Genomic DNA, 14,509 nt, shown 5'->3' on the forward strand with positions numbered 1-14,509 from the left:
ACCACCACCTCTGGCGACCGTGGGACGTCGGGAGGGAAAGGTGACGCCCCACCTGCCTGCACCTCAGAAGCGATGCGGCAGCTTTTCGTCCCGGCGTTTGCCGGTTCAGTTCAAAAGTGTGTCCCCGATGTATCCGCCTTCGGCGCAGCCAGGTGGGATGGCGAAGACCGCAGAACCGATCGGGACGGTCCACTCGTTGAGGAGGTCGAGTTCGTCGAGGCGTTTCTGCAGCGGAGTGAACTGGGTGTCGACGTCGGCTTGGAAGGACACGAAAATCAGGCCCGAGTCGGACACGGACCCGTTTCCAGGTGGGATGTCGTAGTTGTATGCGCGGCGGAAGATCCGTTGACGGCCATCTTCGAACCGGGCTCGGCGCATGTGGGAGAACTCCGGGATCACCGGGAACCCAGGTATCGACTCACGTTTCTGGTAGCGCTTCCGAACGACCGGCGCACGGTATGCCAAGAACGATCGTTTCCGGACGCTCAGATCTCATCGACGAACTCCGATATGATCGGTGAGTGACGATGACCACTGAGATGACCGCCGCTGTATCGCTGTTCCACTCGCTTGCCGATCGCAGTCGCTTGTCGATACTGCGGCGACTGTCGATGGGCGAGGCTCGGGTGAGGGACCTCACCGACGAGCTCGGGTTGGCGCAGTCAACCGTGTCGGAGCACGTGGGATGCCTCCGCGAATGCGGACTTGTCGTCGCCCGCAGTGAAGGTCGACAGAACTTTTACTCCGTTTCCACTCCGGAAGTCATCGACATCCTGGAAGCCGCCGAGCGACTCCTCGCCACGACCGGCTACAAGGTCGATCTGTGCCAGACCTACGGGCGTGATCCCCGATGATCGGAACCATCGCGGCCGCCATCGGACTGTTCGCGGCCACGAACATCGACGACATCGTTGTCCTCACGGTGCTGTTTCTCGCGTCGACGCGCGGCTCCCTTCCAGGATGGAAAGTCGTTGCAGGGCAATACCTCGGCTTCATCGCTCTCGTAGCGATCAGCGTCATCGCCGCCGCCGGCCTCACCATCGTCCCGGACGAATGGGTCGGGTTCTTGGGCCTGATCCCACTCGCAATTGGTGTCTATGGCCTGATCCGAACCCTCCGGCGCCGGGGCGACGATGACGACGACAGCGCGATCAGCGCAGGAGGACTGTTCGGAGTCGCCGGCATCACGATCGCCAACGGCGCCGACAACATCTCCCTCTACACGCCGGTCTTCCGCACCAACCCCGTTCCGGACACCATCGTCACCATCATCGTCTTCTTGGTGCTCGTCGCCGTGTGGTGCCTCGTCGCGCGCTTCGTCGGCACCAACAAGACCGTCACAGAGGCATTGGAGAAGATCGAGCATTGGCTCGTGCCCGCCGTTTTCATCGGGCTCGGCCTGTACATCCTGATCGAGTCGGGCGTAGTCCTCCGTCTCATCGACGTTCTGTCATGACCAAGGTCGCCAGACTGGCCGTCGCCGCCGAAGCGGCCGCGCAGCAGGGCCAGTTCGAAGACATGTACCACCGGCTGTTCGAGACACAGGAACAGTGGGGCGAGGCACAAGAGTCACACGCGGCACTGTTCCGCGACTTCGCCGCCGACCCGACAACTGAGGAGCGCGTGCGATTCGAGGCCGCTCTCCAAGACTGATCGAGCCGTCCGGGCCGGTACTGGTCAGTCGGTCGTCACTGTAGGAGCGCTCTGCCGAGCAATGCGGGGCACCAAGCGTACGAGCACGACCATCGCGACGAGTTCCACCAACGTCTGAGTGACGACGGCAAGCGGCGCGATGCTCAACGAGGCAGGCAGGGCTAGCGCGAGTGGCAGCACGACAAGGGAGTTCCGGGTGGCCGCCGAGAACATCACGGCACGAGTGGGGGGAACGTCGAGCTGCGCGAATCGAGCAGTGAGGAGGCCTGCCGCGACAGCGACTACGACGAACGCTATGTAGAGCGGCACCACTCGCAGCAGCGTCAGCGCCTGGGAGCCGACCGCGGCGATCTGCGGATGGACGCGAAGATCCTCGAACGCGCAGCTCGCGAGGGCGGCCCGCTGCAATCGCTCACCGCGGCCGAACTGGAACTCGACAAGGTGGCCGTCACGATCGACCCGCAGCCGAAGCCGGTTCGCGCGTGGGTGCGGTTCGGCTCAACACCTGTGTGGGTTGACGCCGAGGCGTGCCGGTGGACACCGGATGCCGTAGCTATTCGGTTCTCCGTAGGCGGGGTCGAGCATCGCGCGTGGGTATGGGCATCTGCGGTGACGCCCCTCAGCGCGAAGCCGCCGGCTGGGTGAGCACGAACGCGATCACCTGCCGCCGCCCGTCGCGCACGCGGCCCACAGGCCGCGGCGGTCGCGCTCGGCGGCGTCCTGGGCGGCCCTGTGGGCGTCCTGGCCGTCATAAGCGGCGTCGTAGGTGTATTCATACCCGGCGCCGGCCTCGATGAGAGTCAGGGCGACGCTGTGGCCCTCGTGCTGCACGTGTCGCAGTAGCCGGCCGTACCGGTCGACGTCGGCTTGGGTGGGGTCCGCGATCAGCTCGACGTCGCTGCGGTAGATCAGCTCGTCGAGGATCTCGCGCGCCTCCTGCGCGTAACACTCGTCTGCCTTCCCACCTCGGCCGATCTCGGGGGTATCTATTCCGATGATCCGCACCCGCTGCGCGCCGGCGCCGGTGTCGACGTCGATCGTGTCGCCGTCGACGACTGCGACCACGACACCGCTCGTCGACGAGCTTGCTGCGTTAGGACTGCTGGGCGGCACGCACGCGCTGACGCTGATGCTCACCCCGAGCAGGATCGGAGCGAGCATCAGGCGTCGCGGGCTCATCGTGTTCAAACCCGGCTGCGCTTTAATGTCACCGCTACGGCAACGACGACAGCGAGAACGAGGCTGGCAACGACCGCGATCGCGGGCCTCCACTCATCGACGGTCGCGCCGGCCAGGATCGTGATTAGGGCGGTAGTGAACCCCGTGATGCCAGCTCGAATCGCCCAGGTCGTGTAGTCGAGAGCACCGAACAGCGCGGCCAGGATGATTGCGACAGACGCAACGCATGCGGTGACGGTCGCGAAGCCAGTGACAGCTTCGATGAGCCCGGGTATGGGTGGGATCCGCGGCTTGATATCGGGCATGCCGGACTGCGAGAACATCGTCGGTCAGCTCCCCGCCGGCGTCGGCTCTTCTGTAGCAGGGGCACGACGGACGGGCTCGACGGCGGCAGTCGCGTGGGCGAGGTCGGGGCCGATCGCGGAGGCATCGATGATGCGCCGGTACACGGTGCCTTCACGGCCCTCGAACGATGCATCCCGTTCGACGCCGGCGACAATCACCGCGTGCCCCTTGCGCAGCGAGCTCGCGGCGTTCGCGCCAAGCTCGAACTTCGCCTCGACGTAGTGAGCGAGGGGCTGGTGCCCCTCGATTCGCTCGTCGCCGCGGTACTCGTAGGTGTTCTCGAGCACCGTGAACTTGGTGACCTGGATGCGGCCTGCCTGCTGCACCTCGGGGTCAGCGGAGAGCCGGCCGGTGACGAATCGTGCGGACATGGGGGTTCCTCTCTCTTGGTGGTCAGCGCGGCAATGGCGCGCGGGCGTTCTGCATGAACGGCTCGGGATTGATCGGCTTGCCGTTGTTGTGGATCTCAAAGTGGAGGTGGCACCCGAACGAGAACCCTGTCTCGCCCATCGTGCCGATCTGCGTTCCTGCGGCGATCTGGTCGCCCTTGGCCACTCGCAGGCTGCCGTCTTCCATGTGGAAGTAGCCGGACTCGATGCCGTTCCCGTGGTCGATCCACACGACGTTTCCCCGGTAGGGCTGCACGCCGGCGAAGGTCACGGTGCCGCTGCCGGCCGCCCAGATCGGGCTCCCGCATGAGCCGGTGGCCAGGTCGGTGCCCTTGTGGCATTCATCGCCGGGACGGTCGATGGTGCAGGTACCGAACGTGTCGGTGACCGTCCCGCGTGCGGGAACGACCCACTCCCCCGTTCCTGCGCTACACGCAGTGGTCAGCGCCGTCACGATCGCTTTCGCGTCCGTCTCGAATCGGGCGTAATGCTCGGGGTTGTCGTTGACCTGGGTCTTGTGGATCGCGAGCGTGGCAGGCATGTCCTCCCACCCGTCGACCTGGGTCAACCGGTCGTAGAACAGCGCTGCGGAGCGTGCGGGGTTGAGCCGGTCCTCGACGCTCCCCCATGAGTCCTGCTGCTGGAACAGTCCGATCGAAGTCGTACGGGTGCCGTTGGGGTTGGTGACACCGGAGGTCTCCCAATCGCCGTAGGTGATGTTCCGCAGTGACGATTCGCCCATCGCGGTCATGACTGCGATGAGCTGGCCGTGCTGGTTGATACCGAGATCCATGCCGGCTCGAATGATCGCCGCGGCGTTGGTGAGCTGGTCGCGCTTGTACCCATTCACCTCTGCCGGCAGCGCGCCGCTGTCGGCCATGCACATGCCGGCGGCGTCGGCTCGTTGCACGGAGGAGAGGATGAACGTCGCCCCGAACATGAGCGCCACGGCGACGGCCACGACGGCGGCGATCAGCTTGGTTTTCATGCCGCGTCCTGGTCGCCGTCGCCTCGCATCCCCTCGTCGGTGTCAGTCAGGCTGACCTCGATAGATGAACGCACGTGCTGCACGTGCGTTTCGGGGACGCTGCCGTACTTGAACACGAAGTGACCGGGTGCGAGGTTCTGCAACGTCTCGGCCGTCGACGGGTCGAATCCGAAGGTCTGAACCGCCCAGTCGGCATCCTCCTGGCGGTCCTGCCGGAAGATGTAGATGCTCTGCGCCTCGCTGATGACGGTTCGCCCGGGCGAATCAGCGGGGATATCGGCGCCCTTGTGGAACACGAAGACGTTGCTTAGGCCGAGGCCACGAGAGAGCTTCTGGTTCGACTTCAACAGGTGCGCGGTGGGGCCTTGAACCATGTCCCACCCTTCCTCGTTGATGCAGGTCGTCTGCCAGCCCGGATCGGCACGGAGCCGGCCCAGCATCCACTGGTTGCCGATCGCGCGGACAACGTGTGAGGACGGGCCCTCCCCGGGGAGCTGAGAGATATCGAAGCTCGTCAGCTTGCCCGTCAGCGCCACCTCTTTGCTGGTGTCGCCGTCGAGCAGGCCGCCGTACTCCTCCAAAAGCCCTTCGAGGGTGAATCGGACGCCGAGGCCCGCCTGGTGCAGCCGGTCACGGGCCGACTCGCTGCCGTTCAGCTCCTCCGCGTCGACGTCGCCCAGCAGCGGCAGGAGGTCGCTCATCGTGGGAGCACGACCGCCCTCGAACTGCACGAGAGCCCGCGTGAGGGCCGATCGAGCTGCCTTCTCTTCCCATTCGTCGATGCGCTCACCGTCTCGCGCGATACGGAGGATCGCGTGCAGCAGCCGGTACGTGCCGGCGGAACCGATCTGGGAGACGATCAGCGGGTCGAGGAGGTTGAGTCGAGAGCCGGTGCCGTCCGTGGTGAACCGGATGGGTTCACCAGTGCCCCATTCCCGCACCAGCTCGGCGTACTCGCCTTCGCCGCCGCGGTTCTTCTTGTCGAAGATCACCGCGCGTCGACGACGGATCAGCAGCGGCCGGATGACGTAGACAGTCTTCACGAAGGAGGACTTACCGCCACCGACGCCACCAGCGACAACCGTGTTGGGGCTGGAAATCAGGCGCGGGGTGGAGTTGTACGCCGTTACCGGATCGTGCGCGATGAGCGTGTGCGAGAGCATGTCACGCCCGTTGGCCACACCAGCAGTTCCCGTGACCGGGCCGATGAGTGCGGTGTTCAGCACGGACGTCTGTCGCGTCGTCGACGGGGCGCCCTCGAACGTGGGTGCGTAGTAGCCGCGCGCTGCCTTCCGCGCGTTCGCGCGCCGGCTGGGACCGGGCAGATCGTATGGGGAGATCTCCCCGTGCGTCTCGTCGACCGGCTCGGGCACCTCCGCGGCTGTGCTGTCGGGCTGCTTCTTGCCGCGCCGCAACCGGCGGGGCGATGTGGTGTCGCTCACGCGATCGCCTCCTTGTCTCCGCCGCCCGCGATGACGCGCATTGCGCGTGCACCGAAGGAAGGCGTGTGCGGGCGTAGCCCGCGAGCAATGGGCCAGGTCGTGCCGCTCGCGGCCGCCTGATACGAGTCCAGCCACTCCAAGCGCTGGATACCGACCTCGTTTGCGCATACCTCCGCCAGCTCGCGGCTCGCCGCCGCGAGTCGATCCCGGCTGGCGGCGGTGATCGTGACGAAACCGACCCAGTTGGTGCCGTGGTGTCCACTCCCCTCTGCGAGGTCGTTGCGGCGCCGCTGCGCGGCCAGCACTTTGACCTTCCCCTCGTCGAGCGGGATCTTTCCGTTCGCGCTCTCGGAGATGTCGGCGGCCATATCCGACACCAGGTCGCGGCGCGCGGCGTGGCGGGCCTCGGCAGCCGGGATCAGCTCGATGTGGAAGCTGACGGTGCGAATCATGTCTAGCTCGCGGCCGACCAGCAGCTCGAGCAGCCACAAGGGCCGGCGCTGCGCGACGGTGAGCGACTCGGCCCGGATCGCCGCGGTGCGGTGCCACCACTCGACGCGCTCCCCCGTCTCAGGGTCGACGCCCTCAACGACGTGCGCGGAGTACTCGCCGCCACGGGCACGCTCCCCCGTGCTTGTCGGCTGCATGTCGCGCACGAGGTCGAGCGGGCGTGAGGGGTTCTGCATGTGGCGGATCACTGCCGCGGTACCGCGTGCGGTGAGCGGTTCGGCCCACGAGTGGCGCGCGTCGAGCAGGCCACGGCGGAACGATTCGATCTCTGCGGCCATGAGCTTGCGCCAACCGTCACGGCCACGGCCGTACTTCTTCGCCTGCTCCACGAACCGGGCGTTCACGGGCCAGCGACCAACGACGTAATGCCGCTGCACCATCGCACCTCGTGAGGTCTCGATCAGGACTTCGTTGTAAGACTCTTTCGCCCAATCCGGTGCCGCCGGGTCGATGTTGTTGAGCACCCAGAACTCCTGCAGAGCGGTGTCAGCCGGCAGCACGCGGGTTACCGACTGCACGATTCGCATGAGCGAGCCGGGGACTGCTTTCGCGGCCTGGAACGCGCCGAAGGCCTCGGCGCCGCGCACGACGTTCTCCGTGGACTCCATGCCGCGGAGCTGCCCGCTGACGGAGAAAGCGACACTCAGATAAGGCTCCTCCCCGACGGGGCCGTGCCAGGCGATGCCGGGGACACCGCGACCGGACTGCAACCAGCCCATACCGTCGCATCCGTCCGGGTTCGCCCGCATGGCGGCCAGCTCGCATGCCCACGCAACACGAGCAGTCTGGTCGGTCTTCTCTTTGCTCTTCCGGGTCTGTTCGAGCGCCGTGGTCAGCAGAGCTGCCCGGTCGGCGTCGTACGGGATGAACTCGTCCGCGTGGGTGCGCTGCGCGAGACGGTGCCGGCGGGATCGGCGCCGCCGCTCGATGATGCTGCCGTTATGGGTACCGCTGGTGAGGATGACCAGCGCGGCAACGCCCATGAAAGCGGAAATGATCGCCACCCACCCGAAAGCGGGAGTGAAGACCATGCCGACAGCAATGATCGCCACGGTGCCCCAGCCACGAGACTTGTTCTGAGCGCCCCAGAAGCCTCGGTGACCACCCTCTCCGCCGAGAATGTAAACGCCGCGCTCAGGCTCGTGTGCATCGCTCATTCCGGACGCTCCTTCCCATGAACTGGCGGCGGCGTCACAGTCGTGTGCGCCGTCTCGCTGGACTTGCGGGCTACCGTCTCGGCACCCTTGACGGCCACGGCCGCCCCAGCGGCGGTGGCTCCCACAGCCTTGGTGCCGGCACCGGACGCCGCCGAGGCGCCAGCCCTCGATGATGTGGCGGTCGCGGCACGGCCGCGCCCTGCCGCTCCCGCTGTCTGCGGGCCGATCTTTGTCGCCACGGCGCCCTGCGCATCAGCCGGCCTGGCAGCAGAGCGCACGGCCTGCGGAGTCGACGTCTGTGGCACGGATCGCGGGGGCGTGTGTCGAACGTTCGCCGGGGCGCTCGGGCCGAGTGGGCGAGTCGGGGTCGAGTCGGACGCCGGCGCGCCGGCAAGGTGCTTCTTGGCCCACCCGATGAGAACGAACGGAGCAAAAACCGCGAGGCCGATCGCGATGACCGCGACAAGAAGGCCAGCGAGATTCTTGAAGCCGTCGTTGCCCCATTGGCCGACCGCATCGATGTTCAGTCGGAAGGCGAATCCGAGCAGCAGGAACAGGAGCGGCTGGATGACCAGCATCCCTACCCAGAGCTGAACGGCTGCGAGGCCGCTCGCGCGTCGACCTGCGTCGACGATCCAGACGACGGCGAGAGGGATGAGAACCCCCATGAAGTACTGCACGACGAGCTGGAAGACGAAGATCAGCGGGATGACGAGCATGCCGATCGCCATAGCCCAGATCACCATCGAGCCGATCGCCGCGCCGCCGGTGATCCGCGCCGGATCATCCGCGGCAAGGGTCGAGAACGTCGCGACCATTTCCTCGACGGTTCCGCCGTAAGCCCAATCGATGATGCCGCGAGTGAGCCAGCGCATCAGCTCGATGAGGAGGATGCCGAACGCGGGTCCAAAGCTCACACCGAGGATGAAGCCGGGGAAGTACATCCCGATCGACTCGAAGAGGTCTTGACCGCTCATCCGGCCCCGCGCGACGCGCACGAACTGGAACATCAGCAGCAGCACGGCGAGCATCATGCTCAACGCGAACGACACCGCGTAAGTGTTGAGGAACGACGGCATGGAGAGATTCGGCAACGTCGACTCGGTGATCGCCGGGATGACGTCTCGGCTCAGGCCGATCGTCGCTTCCCGGCCGGCCTTGTACATGTTCCCGAACGGGTCGGACCAGAAGTTGACGACCCCGCCCACGGCGTCGACTGCACCGCCGACGATGTCTCCCACGCCGTCGAGCAACCCAAGTGGCTTCATCAGCAGCCTCCCGGAATCGCGACTCCGGTAGTGCGAAGCGTGTTCACGTCCTCCACGTCGGAGCTGCCGGTCAACACCCAACCGCGATCGCTCCACTCGATTACCCATGCCGGCATGAGGTTGAGGGTGGGATCGATTGCCCCCTGGACGACCAGCGGCAGCATGAGCGACAGCTCCACCCGACCCTCGTCGAAGGTGTCGATCCGGTAGTAGCCGTTCAAGCTCGTGACATGGAACTGCGCCGCGTCGACGTCAGCGGCAGACGCAGCGGCTTGCGCGAGATTCGGGACGTCCCGAACCGCCACACCGTCGAGCTGCGCGATCTCCTCGTCGGGAGCGACAGGCTTCTGTCCGAACCATCGAGCAAACGCGATCGCAAACGATACGGCGCCCTCCGGGGTTCGCGGTGCCGCGGCCTGAGCTTCGAGTACGGCCTCCGGGCCCCGGGAGTCGCCTCCGAGGCAGCCGTCGACGCCCGCCAGCGCAGGGGGGGAGGTGCTGGCGGGCGTCGACGGGGTTTGGGGGTTGGTGGGCTCAGCCGGCGACTGCGGTGCCGGCTCGGCGCTTCGTCCGCCGTAGACCAGGCCAAGCCCGATGCCACCGGCGACGAGGAGCACGGCGGCCGCGATGATCGCGGCCCAGACCCAGCGACGGCGGGGTGCAGTCGTCGGCGTGCTCATGGCTGGAAGATCGCGATGATTGCGCCGACGATCACAGCCAGGGCAACCAGGCCGCCGAGGGAGATAGAGGACCAGAGGACCTGCTTCTTGCCCTCGGCAACGGCCTGCGGGTTGCTCTCCCCGTTCTGAGCAACTTTGACGATGCCGATGATGAGGGCGACGATCACGAAGACGATCGCGATACCCCAGACGCCGGCGAGGATCTTCTGCCAGAGCTCGGTGAACTGGGCGCCAAAGATCGTGAAGTCGGGGATGATCCCGTCAAGAGGGTTCTGCATGTCACTGCGCCTTTCGGAGTTCGGTGTTGAGGTGATCGACCACGCCCGCGGTGAGCAAGGTGATCGCGTCGGTGGTCGCCGGTGCGAGCTGTCCGTATGTGAGGGTCGTCCGCTCCGCAATGTGGCGATCCATCGGCACGTGGTAGACGGCCCGAATGCCGGCCTTCTCGATCAGCTCGTCCGCGTACGCGCTCACTTCGGAGTCCTCGGGGCGCCCGTCGTGAGTGCGAACCACGATCGCGTTTCGGGCCAGGTGCGCCGCGTGGCCACCGAGCTGGTGGAGGTGTCGGAGCAGCTGCATCGCGCCCTGCAACGCGTCGAGCGCGTCGAGCACGGGAATCACGAGCACGTCAGTCACCTCGAGCGCGCCGTGGAAGGCGCTTGAGCTGGGCTGGTTGCCCGTATCCATGACGCGCACCGGGAAGAACTCGTCGACCTTGCTCGTGATCCGCTTGACGTCATCACCGTTCAGTGGGTCACGATCCCCCACCGTTCCGATAACGGAGGCGTAGCTGGTCTGCTGGGAGACATAGCCGGCAAGGTGGCCGGCGCCACGAATCTGGTCGAGGTCGCGCAGCAGCTCGGCAACGCCCACGGACGCGCGCCCCTCGGAACGCACCGACAGAGCGCCGGCGTCGTCTGCGACCTCGACAACGACCGCCCCTCCCCCGCGGATGGTGGCGAAGCAGCCACCGATTGCGAGCGAGAGCGGCGTCTTGCCCACGCCACCCTTGGGGTTTGCGACGAGGATGCCGACGCTGCGCTGCCACCGCGACAGTCGGATCAGGGAGCGGGCGCTGCCCAGCTCGGCGGCCCGCGCTTCGGCGGGGCTCTGCTTCACGGTGAAGCCCAGATTGCGGGCGATCGCCCGCCACCCGAACGACGGCGACTCCGCGGCGCGCTCGCGTCGGTTGATTCGGAGATCGACAGACGGCACTCCGCCGGGTACGTCCTCCGAACCGTGCGCTTCATCCGGAAGGGGAGCCTCGGTCACTGCCGGCGCTTCCTCAAACCGCGGTGTGTCGTTGCGGAAACGAGCCAGCATCTCCTCCGACGAGCTACCAGCCGCATTAAGCGTATTGTCCCCCTTTTGGGGGACAACGTGGGTGGCCTCGTCGAGCGGATCAGTCTCCGGCTCTTCGATGTACCCCTCCGCGCGTGACGCGCCTCGAAAGCTTGTATTTCCAACGTTCTCGGTCATATCGCACCCCCTGCATGCACCATGCTAACGACGGGCGAGGACACGCTGCCCGCGGGGAGCGTGTCCTCGCCCTCGACTTAACGCTAACGCGTTATCCGAGATGTTGGATGAGAGTGCTTTAACAATCTGGGTCATACCACTGCTGGCACAATGAACGCATGCCGATTCGCACCCCGATACCCGACCTGACGGGGGAACCGCTGAACGCGCATCGGGTCATTCAGAACGAATCGCGCCTGATCTGCCTGCGGTACCTCCTCAGCGTCGAGTCCGCATCCCGCGCCGAGATCACACAAGCCACCGGCCTTGCGGTGACGACGACTGTCGAAGCCCTCGCAGAACTTGAAGAGCGCGGTTACGTGACAGACCCGAACATGCCCGCTCATTCGCGTGCCGGCAGGCGCCCGCAGTACAAGGCGAATCGGGAACGAGTCACGACCGAACTTCTCGCGTTCGTGAGCTGGGTTCTCAGGTAGTCACGCACGCCGACATGGCACTCGGGGTTGACACGTACGTGTCAACCGGGGGGAGCATGCAGCTCTCGCGGCCGGGACGTTAGGCCCAAGATTTCATCCATATGGATGATGGTCGGCTGGAACTGTGCCGTCAATTGCTCCAGAGCGCGAGGATCGCTTCTTCGATGAGTACGCGCTTTGACGCCTTGCTTCCGCGCCTGGCCTTCTCTCGCGCGACTGCGGCATCGAGCACGGCCGCGACGTCGGGGCTGATGCGCGTCGCGAGCTGCACGGTCACTTCCGAACCCCCCGCGACGGGCGCCGGCGGGGTCGACGCAGCGAACCGCGCGTTTGTCGTCGGAGCAGGCGACGGGGCTGCCGCGGGCGCCTCGGCGCCCTTGCCCTCGACAGGGCTGTTGGACGCGGTTGCCGGCGTCGGTGCAGGGCTGGGCTTGTAATCGATCGGGTCAACCCCGGCGTCGGGAGCGGGACGTGGGCGGGAACGGGCGGGCCGGTCGGGCTGGTTCGCGGTCATCGGATCACCTTTCGCATCACTTCGCTGTATGCCTCTCGCACCGGCGTTCCCTTGCGGTACGCGCCGTACCACTCCCCGGCCATGCGAACTTCGGGGACGATCGCCAGGTGCGGGACGATCGGCTCGATGATCGGCGCGAGCTCGCGCACCTGGTCGATCGCGTCCTGTTCGGCGTAGGACAAGAAGCCCGTACCGTCACGGGTCATCGTGACGCCGGCTTCCTCGATCCCGGTTGCCGCCCCCAGTCGCGCCATGCTGCGCCTGAACGCCTCCACGGTGCGCTTCGCACCAGTCACCCCATCGATGCCCGAATCGGACGCCGTAGCGGCGTACAGCACGCGGTCCGAGGCGTGCAGAGCGGACAGGGTGAGGGGGCCGCCTTGGCGGTTCGCGCAGTCGATCACCACGACGTCGGCGTCCAGGTCGACCAGGGATGCCTTAAGCCGCAGCTCGGCGTAGTCGTCGCGCTCGCTCTCGCGGTTGCTGAGGTCACGAGCGGAGGGAATCACGCGCAGCAGCTCATGCCAACGGCTCGGCACGGCGAGATCCTGCGCCCACCCGGTGGGCTCTTCCTTGGCGCCGAGGATCGCTCCGACGTGCAGCCCCTCCCCCACCGGCTCAGTGCGCGTCCACTTCGTCGATGCCGCACGGGGGTCGAGGTCGATAAGCACCGTGCGATGACCGGCTTCGGCCGAGGTCATCGCCACCGATACCGCCGCGGTCGTCTTGCTGACTCCGCCCGCCTCGCTGTAGACCATCACGGTTTGCATGCTTCCATCCTACCTTCTAGCTAGCCTTCCAGCTAGCTTTCTTTCTGGCTATCTGCCTAGCTAGCTTTCTAGAAAGAAAGCTAGCTACCTCTCTTCCCGGCGCCTCGCCTGGGGCTCTTACGACGCGAGCTTGCTGGTCCGCGCAGGCGCGGACTTGCCGAGCTGGTCGATGCGTTGGCGGCTGATGCCGAGCGCTGCCGCCGCGGCCTCCGCGGGGTAGCCCTGGGCGCGGAGCGCTCGAACGGCGTCGCGGCGGAGCGTGGCGGCCCGTGCCTGCTGTTCGCGGGCGGCCTCCTGGGCGGCTGTGCTGTCTTTCCAAAGCTGGGCGACGTCTTCGGGGATAACGACGTCGACGTCGACGGTTACCGAGTCGTCATCGAGCCAGGCTGCTGCGAGTTCGTGAGCGGCCTTCTCAATGCCTCGGAAGGTCGTTGCCGCGCCGGTCGCGATGATCGTTCCGCCTGCGGGGGAGGGGCTTGTGAGTTCAGGGATCTCGATCGTCCACCACCCGTCTTCGTCTCGGTAGGCGCGTGCGGCGAGCTGGCGCGTCATAGGGGCTCCTCTCAGTTCCCGGTACCTGGGGTGTCGTCGAAGACGTTTTGGATCTGTCGCACGATGCCCGCAGATACCTCGCCGCCGTGGGCGGCAACCACTAGCGTCATGGCACCGTCTGGCGATTTCCACGTCTCGTGACTGCCTTTGGTGCGCACGTGCTCCCAGCCCTTCGAGCGCAGGAACTTCGATACGTCCCGGTGCTTCTGTCGCTCGGTCATAAGACTATGCTAGTCCCCCTAGCACTGCAATGCAAGGGGGCCTAGCTATTTTCTTCGGGTTCGAACGGGGTGCCGCAGATGCCGCAGATGATGGGGCCGGCCTCGATCACGCTGAGAGAGGCGCGGATCTTCCGCCCGCATCCGCAGACGACGGCGGCGCCGTTGTTGTTGCTCTTGCGCCCTCCGCCGGTGGCGATCGCTTCGGCGCGGCGATGTGCGGTGATCGCGGTGTGCAGGGTCGCGATCGTCTCGGCGTACTCGGCTTCGGTGTGACGGGGGAGTGTCGTCACACTCCATCCGATGCTCTGATCGTGCTCGATGGTGAGCCCGACGCCTTCGGCAATGCTCTTGAATCGCTGGTTGTGATAGCGGCCCTGACGGCTGGTGTCCTGGATGCCGCGGGACTGCGCGGCCGCGTGCGCGGCCTCGTGCAGCAGCGTCGCGAGGACGGACGCGGCGCCCCCGGCCAGACCCTCACCGCCGACGAACAGCTCGTGCAGCTCGTCCTCACCGCGCACCCATCGCGCTGCGGCAAAGTGTCCGAGCTTCATCCCCTTGGCCTCGCTCCCGCTGCCGATCGTGACGACGACCTCGGGAACCTCGGGGTGACGTTCGCGGATATCGGCCCACGCCTGCTCGATTGCGGCGACCAGGGGAGCGGCGACGGTGGCGCTCATGCGTTCACCGCCTCGGGGACCGGCGGAGAGTCAATATTGAGGGTTGCGCTATTCGCAAGCACGCGTCGATCCGCTCATGCCTTTGAGCGACAGCTAGCTGTTGCTGGCCATGAGGTTGTTGACGTTCTTTGGGGGTGGCGACGCAGACGGCTACGATGAGGCGTATGTCGAGCCCTGAATCGGACACTCAGGGGCTTTCGGTCACGCCG

The 14,509-nt window shown here is 66.3% G+C and carries 20 protein-coding genes and 2 pseudogenes; 5 read left to right on the forward strand and 17 right to left on the reverse strand.

The window, feature by feature from the left end; all coding sequences use genetic code 11:
• Positions 1–105: 105 nt before the first annotated feature.
• Positions 106–408: pseudogene (locus ACPYN5_RS15245) on the reverse strand (Dyp-type peroxidase); the annotation flags it as partial.
• Between the two features lie 119 nt (positions 409–527).
• Between ACPYN5_RS15245 and ACPYN5_RS15250 the strand changes: the two are divergent.
• The 3 genes from ACPYN5_RS15250 to ACPYN5_RS15260 are packed head-to-tail and all read left to right on the forward strand — an operon-like array spanning position 528 to position 1,653.
• Positions 528–854 (forward strand): ArsR/SmtB family transcription factor, encoded by a 327-nt coding sequence (locus tag ACPYN5_RS15250; RefSeq protein WP_205289221.1) that lies wholly within the window; start codon positions 528–530, stop codon positions 852–854.
• Positions 851–1,456: a cadmium resistance transporter gene (locus ACPYN5_RS15255; RefSeq protein WP_114587653.1), complete on the forward strand. Its 606-nt coding sequence runs from the start codon at positions 851–853 to the stop codon at positions 1,454–1,456. Before ACPYN5_RS15250 ends, ACPYN5_RS15255 begins: the two co-directional genes overlap by 4 nt.
• Positions 1,453–1,653, forward strand: coding sequence for a hypothetical protein (locus ACPYN5_RS15260; RefSeq protein WP_404568994.1), 201 nt, complete (start codon positions 1,453–1,455; stop codon positions 1,651–1,653). Before ACPYN5_RS15255 ends, ACPYN5_RS15260 begins: the two co-directional genes overlap by 4 nt.
• A 24-nt stretch (positions 1,654–1,677) precedes the next feature.
• Here the strand turns inward: ACPYN5_RS15260 and ACPYN5_RS15265 are convergent.
• A pseudogene (locus ACPYN5_RS15265) lies at positions 1,678–2,016 on the reverse strand (arsenic resistance protein); the annotation flags it as partial.
• Here ACPYN5_RS15265 and ACPYN5_RS15270 point away from each other — a divergent pair.
• Positions 2,011–2,298: a hypothetical protein gene (locus ACPYN5_RS15270; protein WP_114587654.1), complete on the forward strand. Its 288-nt coding sequence runs from the start codon at positions 2,011–2,013 to the stop codon at positions 2,296–2,298. The pseudogene ACPYN5_RS15265 and the gene ACPYN5_RS15270 overlap by 6 nt on opposite strands.
• Before the next feature lie 12 nt (positions 2,299–2,310).
• On the opposite strand, the gene ACPYN5_RS15275 is transcribed toward ACPYN5_RS15270, so the two are convergent.
• From ACPYN5_RS15275 to ACPYN5_RS15320, 10 genes are read right to left on the reverse strand one after another with little or no spacing between them, the layout of a single operon-like run.
• Positions 2,311–2,832 (reverse strand): thermonuclease family protein, encoded by a 522-nt coding sequence (locus tag ACPYN5_RS15275; RefSeq protein WP_114587655.1) that lies wholly within the window; start codon positions 2,830–2,832, stop codon positions 2,311–2,313.
• A gap of 5 nt (positions 2,833–2,837) precedes the next feature.
• The gene (locus ACPYN5_RS15280; protein ID WP_162815384.1) at positions 2,838–3,137 is read right to left on the reverse strand and encodes a hypothetical protein; all 300 of its coding nucleotides are present in this window, start codon (positions 3,135–3,137) and stop codon (positions 2,838–2,840) included.
• Between the two features lie 24 nt (positions 3,138–3,161).
• Entirely contained in the window at positions 3,162–3,548 is a 387-nt protein-coding gene (locus tag ACPYN5_RS15285; protein ID WP_114587657.1) for a single-stranded DNA-binding protein, read from the reverse strand.
• Between the two features lie 22 nt (positions 3,549–3,570).
• Entirely contained in the window at positions 3,571–4,554 is a 984-nt protein-coding gene (locus ACPYN5_RS15290) for a M23 family metallopeptidase (RefSeq protein ID WP_424449811.1), read from the reverse strand.
• A complete protein-coding gene (locus tag ACPYN5_RS15295; RefSeq protein WP_114587659.1) occupies positions 4,551–5,996 on the reverse strand; it encodes an ATP/GTP-binding protein in 1,446 nt (481 codons plus the stop codon). Before ACPYN5_RS15295 ends, ACPYN5_RS15290 begins: the two co-directional genes overlap by 4 nt.
• Positions 5,993–7,663, reverse strand: a complete 1,671-nt coding sequence (locus ACPYN5_RS15300; protein ID WP_424449812.1) for a hypothetical protein — start codon at positions 7,661–7,663, stop codon at positions 5,993–5,995. The genes ACPYN5_RS15295 and ACPYN5_RS15300 overlap by 4 nt, the downstream gene beginning before the upstream one ends.
• A complete protein-coding gene (locus ACPYN5_RS15305; RefSeq protein ID WP_424449813.1) occupies positions 7,660–8,931 on the reverse strand; it encodes a hypothetical protein in 1,272 nt (423 codons plus the stop codon). The genes ACPYN5_RS15300 and ACPYN5_RS15305 overlap by 4 nt, the downstream gene beginning before the upstream one ends.
• The gene (locus tag ACPYN5_RS15310; protein ID WP_424449814.1) at positions 8,931–9,548 is read right to left on the reverse strand and encodes a hypothetical protein; all 618 of its coding nucleotides are present in this window, start codon (positions 9,546–9,548) and stop codon (positions 8,931–8,933) included. The genes ACPYN5_RS15305 and ACPYN5_RS15310 overlap by 1 nt, the downstream gene beginning before the upstream one ends.
• A gap of 59 nt (positions 9,549–9,607) precedes the next feature.
• The gene (locus ACPYN5_RS15315) at positions 9,608–9,889 is read right to left on the reverse strand and encodes a hypothetical protein (protein ID WP_114587663.1); all 282 of its coding nucleotides are present in this window, start codon (positions 9,887–9,889) and stop codon (positions 9,608–9,610) included.
• 1 nt (position 9,890) lies between these two features.
• Positions 9,891–11,090: a nucleotide-binding protein gene (locus ACPYN5_RS15320; RefSeq protein ID WP_424449815.1), complete on the reverse strand. Its 1,200-nt coding sequence runs from the start codon at positions 11,088–11,090 to the stop codon at positions 9,891–9,893.
• Between the two features lie 158 nt (positions 11,091–11,248).
• On the opposite strand from ACPYN5_RS15320, the gene ACPYN5_RS15325 reads away from it, so the two are divergent.
• On the forward strand, positions 11,249–11,566 hold the full coding sequence (locus ACPYN5_RS15325; RefSeq protein WP_114587665.1) for a hypothetical protein: 318 nt from the start codon (positions 11,249–11,251) through the stop codon (positions 11,564–11,566).
• Between the two features lie 130 nt (positions 11,567–11,696).
• Here the strand turns inward: ACPYN5_RS15325 and ACPYN5_RS15330 are convergent, their stop codons facing one another.
• The 5 genes from ACPYN5_RS15330 to ACPYN5_RS15350 all read right to left on the reverse strand — a co-directional run bounded on the left by ACPYN5_RS15330 (position 11,697) and on the right by ACPYN5_RS15350 (position 14,300).
• Positions 11,697–12,080 (reverse strand): hypothetical protein, encoded by a 384-nt coding sequence (locus tag ACPYN5_RS15330; protein WP_424449816.1) that lies wholly within the window; start codon positions 12,078–12,080, stop codon positions 11,697–11,699.
• Positions 12,077–12,838 (reverse strand): ParA family protein, encoded by a 762-nt coding sequence (locus tag ACPYN5_RS15335; protein ID WP_282502687.1) that lies wholly within the window; start codon positions 12,836–12,838, stop codon positions 12,077–12,079. Before ACPYN5_RS15335 ends, ACPYN5_RS15330 begins: the two co-directional genes overlap by 4 nt.
• Before the next feature lie 129 nt (positions 12,839–12,967).
• Positions 12,968–13,402, reverse strand: a complete 435-nt coding sequence (locus ACPYN5_RS15340) for a hypothetical protein (RefSeq protein WP_424449817.1) — start codon at positions 13,400–13,402, stop codon at positions 12,968–12,970.
• An 11-nt stretch (positions 13,403–13,413) separates the two neighbouring features.
• The gene (locus tag ACPYN5_RS15345) at positions 13,414–13,623 is read right to left on the reverse strand and encodes a type II toxin-antitoxin system HicA family toxin (RefSeq protein WP_424449818.1); all 210 of its coding nucleotides are present in this window, start codon (positions 13,621–13,623) and stop codon (positions 13,414–13,416) included.
• Positions 13,624–13,664: 41 nt separating this feature from the next.
• The gene (locus ACPYN5_RS15350) at positions 13,665–14,300 is read right to left on the reverse strand and encodes a hypothetical protein (RefSeq protein ID WP_424449819.1); all 636 of its coding nucleotides are present in this window, start codon (positions 14,298–14,300) and stop codon (positions 13,665–13,667) included.
• Between the last annotated feature and the right edge of the window lie 209 nt (positions 14,301–14,509).

The sequence above is a fragment of the Microbacterium arborescens genome (assembly GCF_049707515.1).
Taxonomy (GTDB): domain Bacteria; phylum Actinomycetota; class Actinomycetes; order Actinomycetales; family Microbacteriaceae; genus Microbacterium; species Microbacterium arborescens_B.

Excerpts from the sequence above, each read along its gene's own strand:
- ACPYN5_RS15290 (WP_424449811.1), bottom strand. The coding sequence starts at position 4,554 with ATGAAAACCAAGCTGATCGCCGCCGTCGTGGCCGTCGCCGTGGCGCTC.
- ACPYN5_RS15320 (WP_424449815.1), bottom strand. The coding sequence starts at position 11,090 with ATGACCGAGAACGTTGGAAATACAAGCTTTCGAGGCGCGTCACGCGCG.
- ACPYN5_RS15255 (WP_114587653.1), top strand. The coding sequence starts at position 851 with ATGATCGGAACCATCGCGGCCGCCATCGGACTGTTCGCGGCCACGAAC.
- ACPYN5_RS15260 (WP_404568994.1), top strand. The coding sequence starts at position 1,453 with ATGACCAAGGTCGCCAGACTGGCCGTCGCCGCCGAAGCGGCCGCGCAG.
- ACPYN5_RS15325 (WP_114587665.1), top strand. The coding sequence starts at position 11,249 with ATGCCGATTCGCACCCCGATACCCGACCTGACGGGGGAACCGCTGAAC.
- ACPYN5_RS15285 (WP_114587657.1), bottom strand. The coding sequence starts at position 3,548 with ATGTCCGCACGATTCGTCACCGGCCGGCTCTCCGCTGACCCCGAGGTG.
- ACPYN5_RS15275 (WP_114587655.1), bottom strand. The coding sequence starts at position 2,832 with ATGAGCCCGCGACGCCTGATGCTCGCTCCGATCCTGCTCGGGGTGAGC.
- ACPYN5_RS15315 (WP_114587663.1), bottom strand. The coding sequence starts at position 9,889 with ATGCAGAACCCTCTTGACGGGATCATCCCCGACTTCACGATCTTTGGC.
- ACPYN5_RS15335 (WP_282502687.1), bottom strand. The coding sequence starts at position 12,838 with ATGGTCTACAGCGAGGCGGGCGGAGTCAGCAAGACGACCGCGGCGGTA.
- ACPYN5_RS15280 (WP_162815384.1), bottom strand. The coding sequence starts at position 3,137 with ATGCCCGATATCAAGCCGCGGATCCCACCCATACCCGGGCTCATCGAA.
- ACPYN5_RS15300 (WP_424449812.1), bottom strand. The coding sequence starts at position 7,663 with ATGAGCGATGCACACGAGCCTGAGCGCGGCGTTTACATTCTCGGCGGA.
- ACPYN5_RS15345 (WP_424449818.1), bottom strand. The coding sequence starts at position 13,623 with ATGACCGAGCGACAGAAGCACCGGGACGTATCGAAGTTCCTGCGCTCG.
- ACPYN5_RS15250 (WP_205289221.1), top strand. The coding sequence starts at position 528 with ATGACCACTGAGATGACCGCCGCTGTATCGCTGTTCCACTCGCTTGCC.
- ACPYN5_RS15330 (WP_424449816.1), bottom strand. The coding sequence starts at position 12,080 with ATGACCGCGAACCAGCCCGACCGGCCCGCCCGTTCCCGCCCACGTCCC.
- ACPYN5_RS15340 (WP_424449817.1), bottom strand. The coding sequence starts at position 13,402 with ATGACGCGCCAGCTCGCCGCACGCGCCTACCGAGACGAAGACGGGTGG.
- ACPYN5_RS15305 (WP_424449813.1), bottom strand. The coding sequence starts at position 8,931 with ATGAAGCCACTTGGGTTGCTCGACGGCGTGGGAGACATCGTCGGCGGT.
- ACPYN5_RS15270 (WP_114587654.1), top strand. The coding sequence starts at position 2,011 with ATGGACGCGAAGATCCTCGAACGCGCAGCTCGCGAGGGCGGCCCGCTG.
- ACPYN5_RS15350 (WP_424449819.1), bottom strand. The coding sequence starts at position 14,300 with ATGAGCGCCACCGTCGCCGCTCCCCTGGTCGCCGCAATCGAGCAGGCG.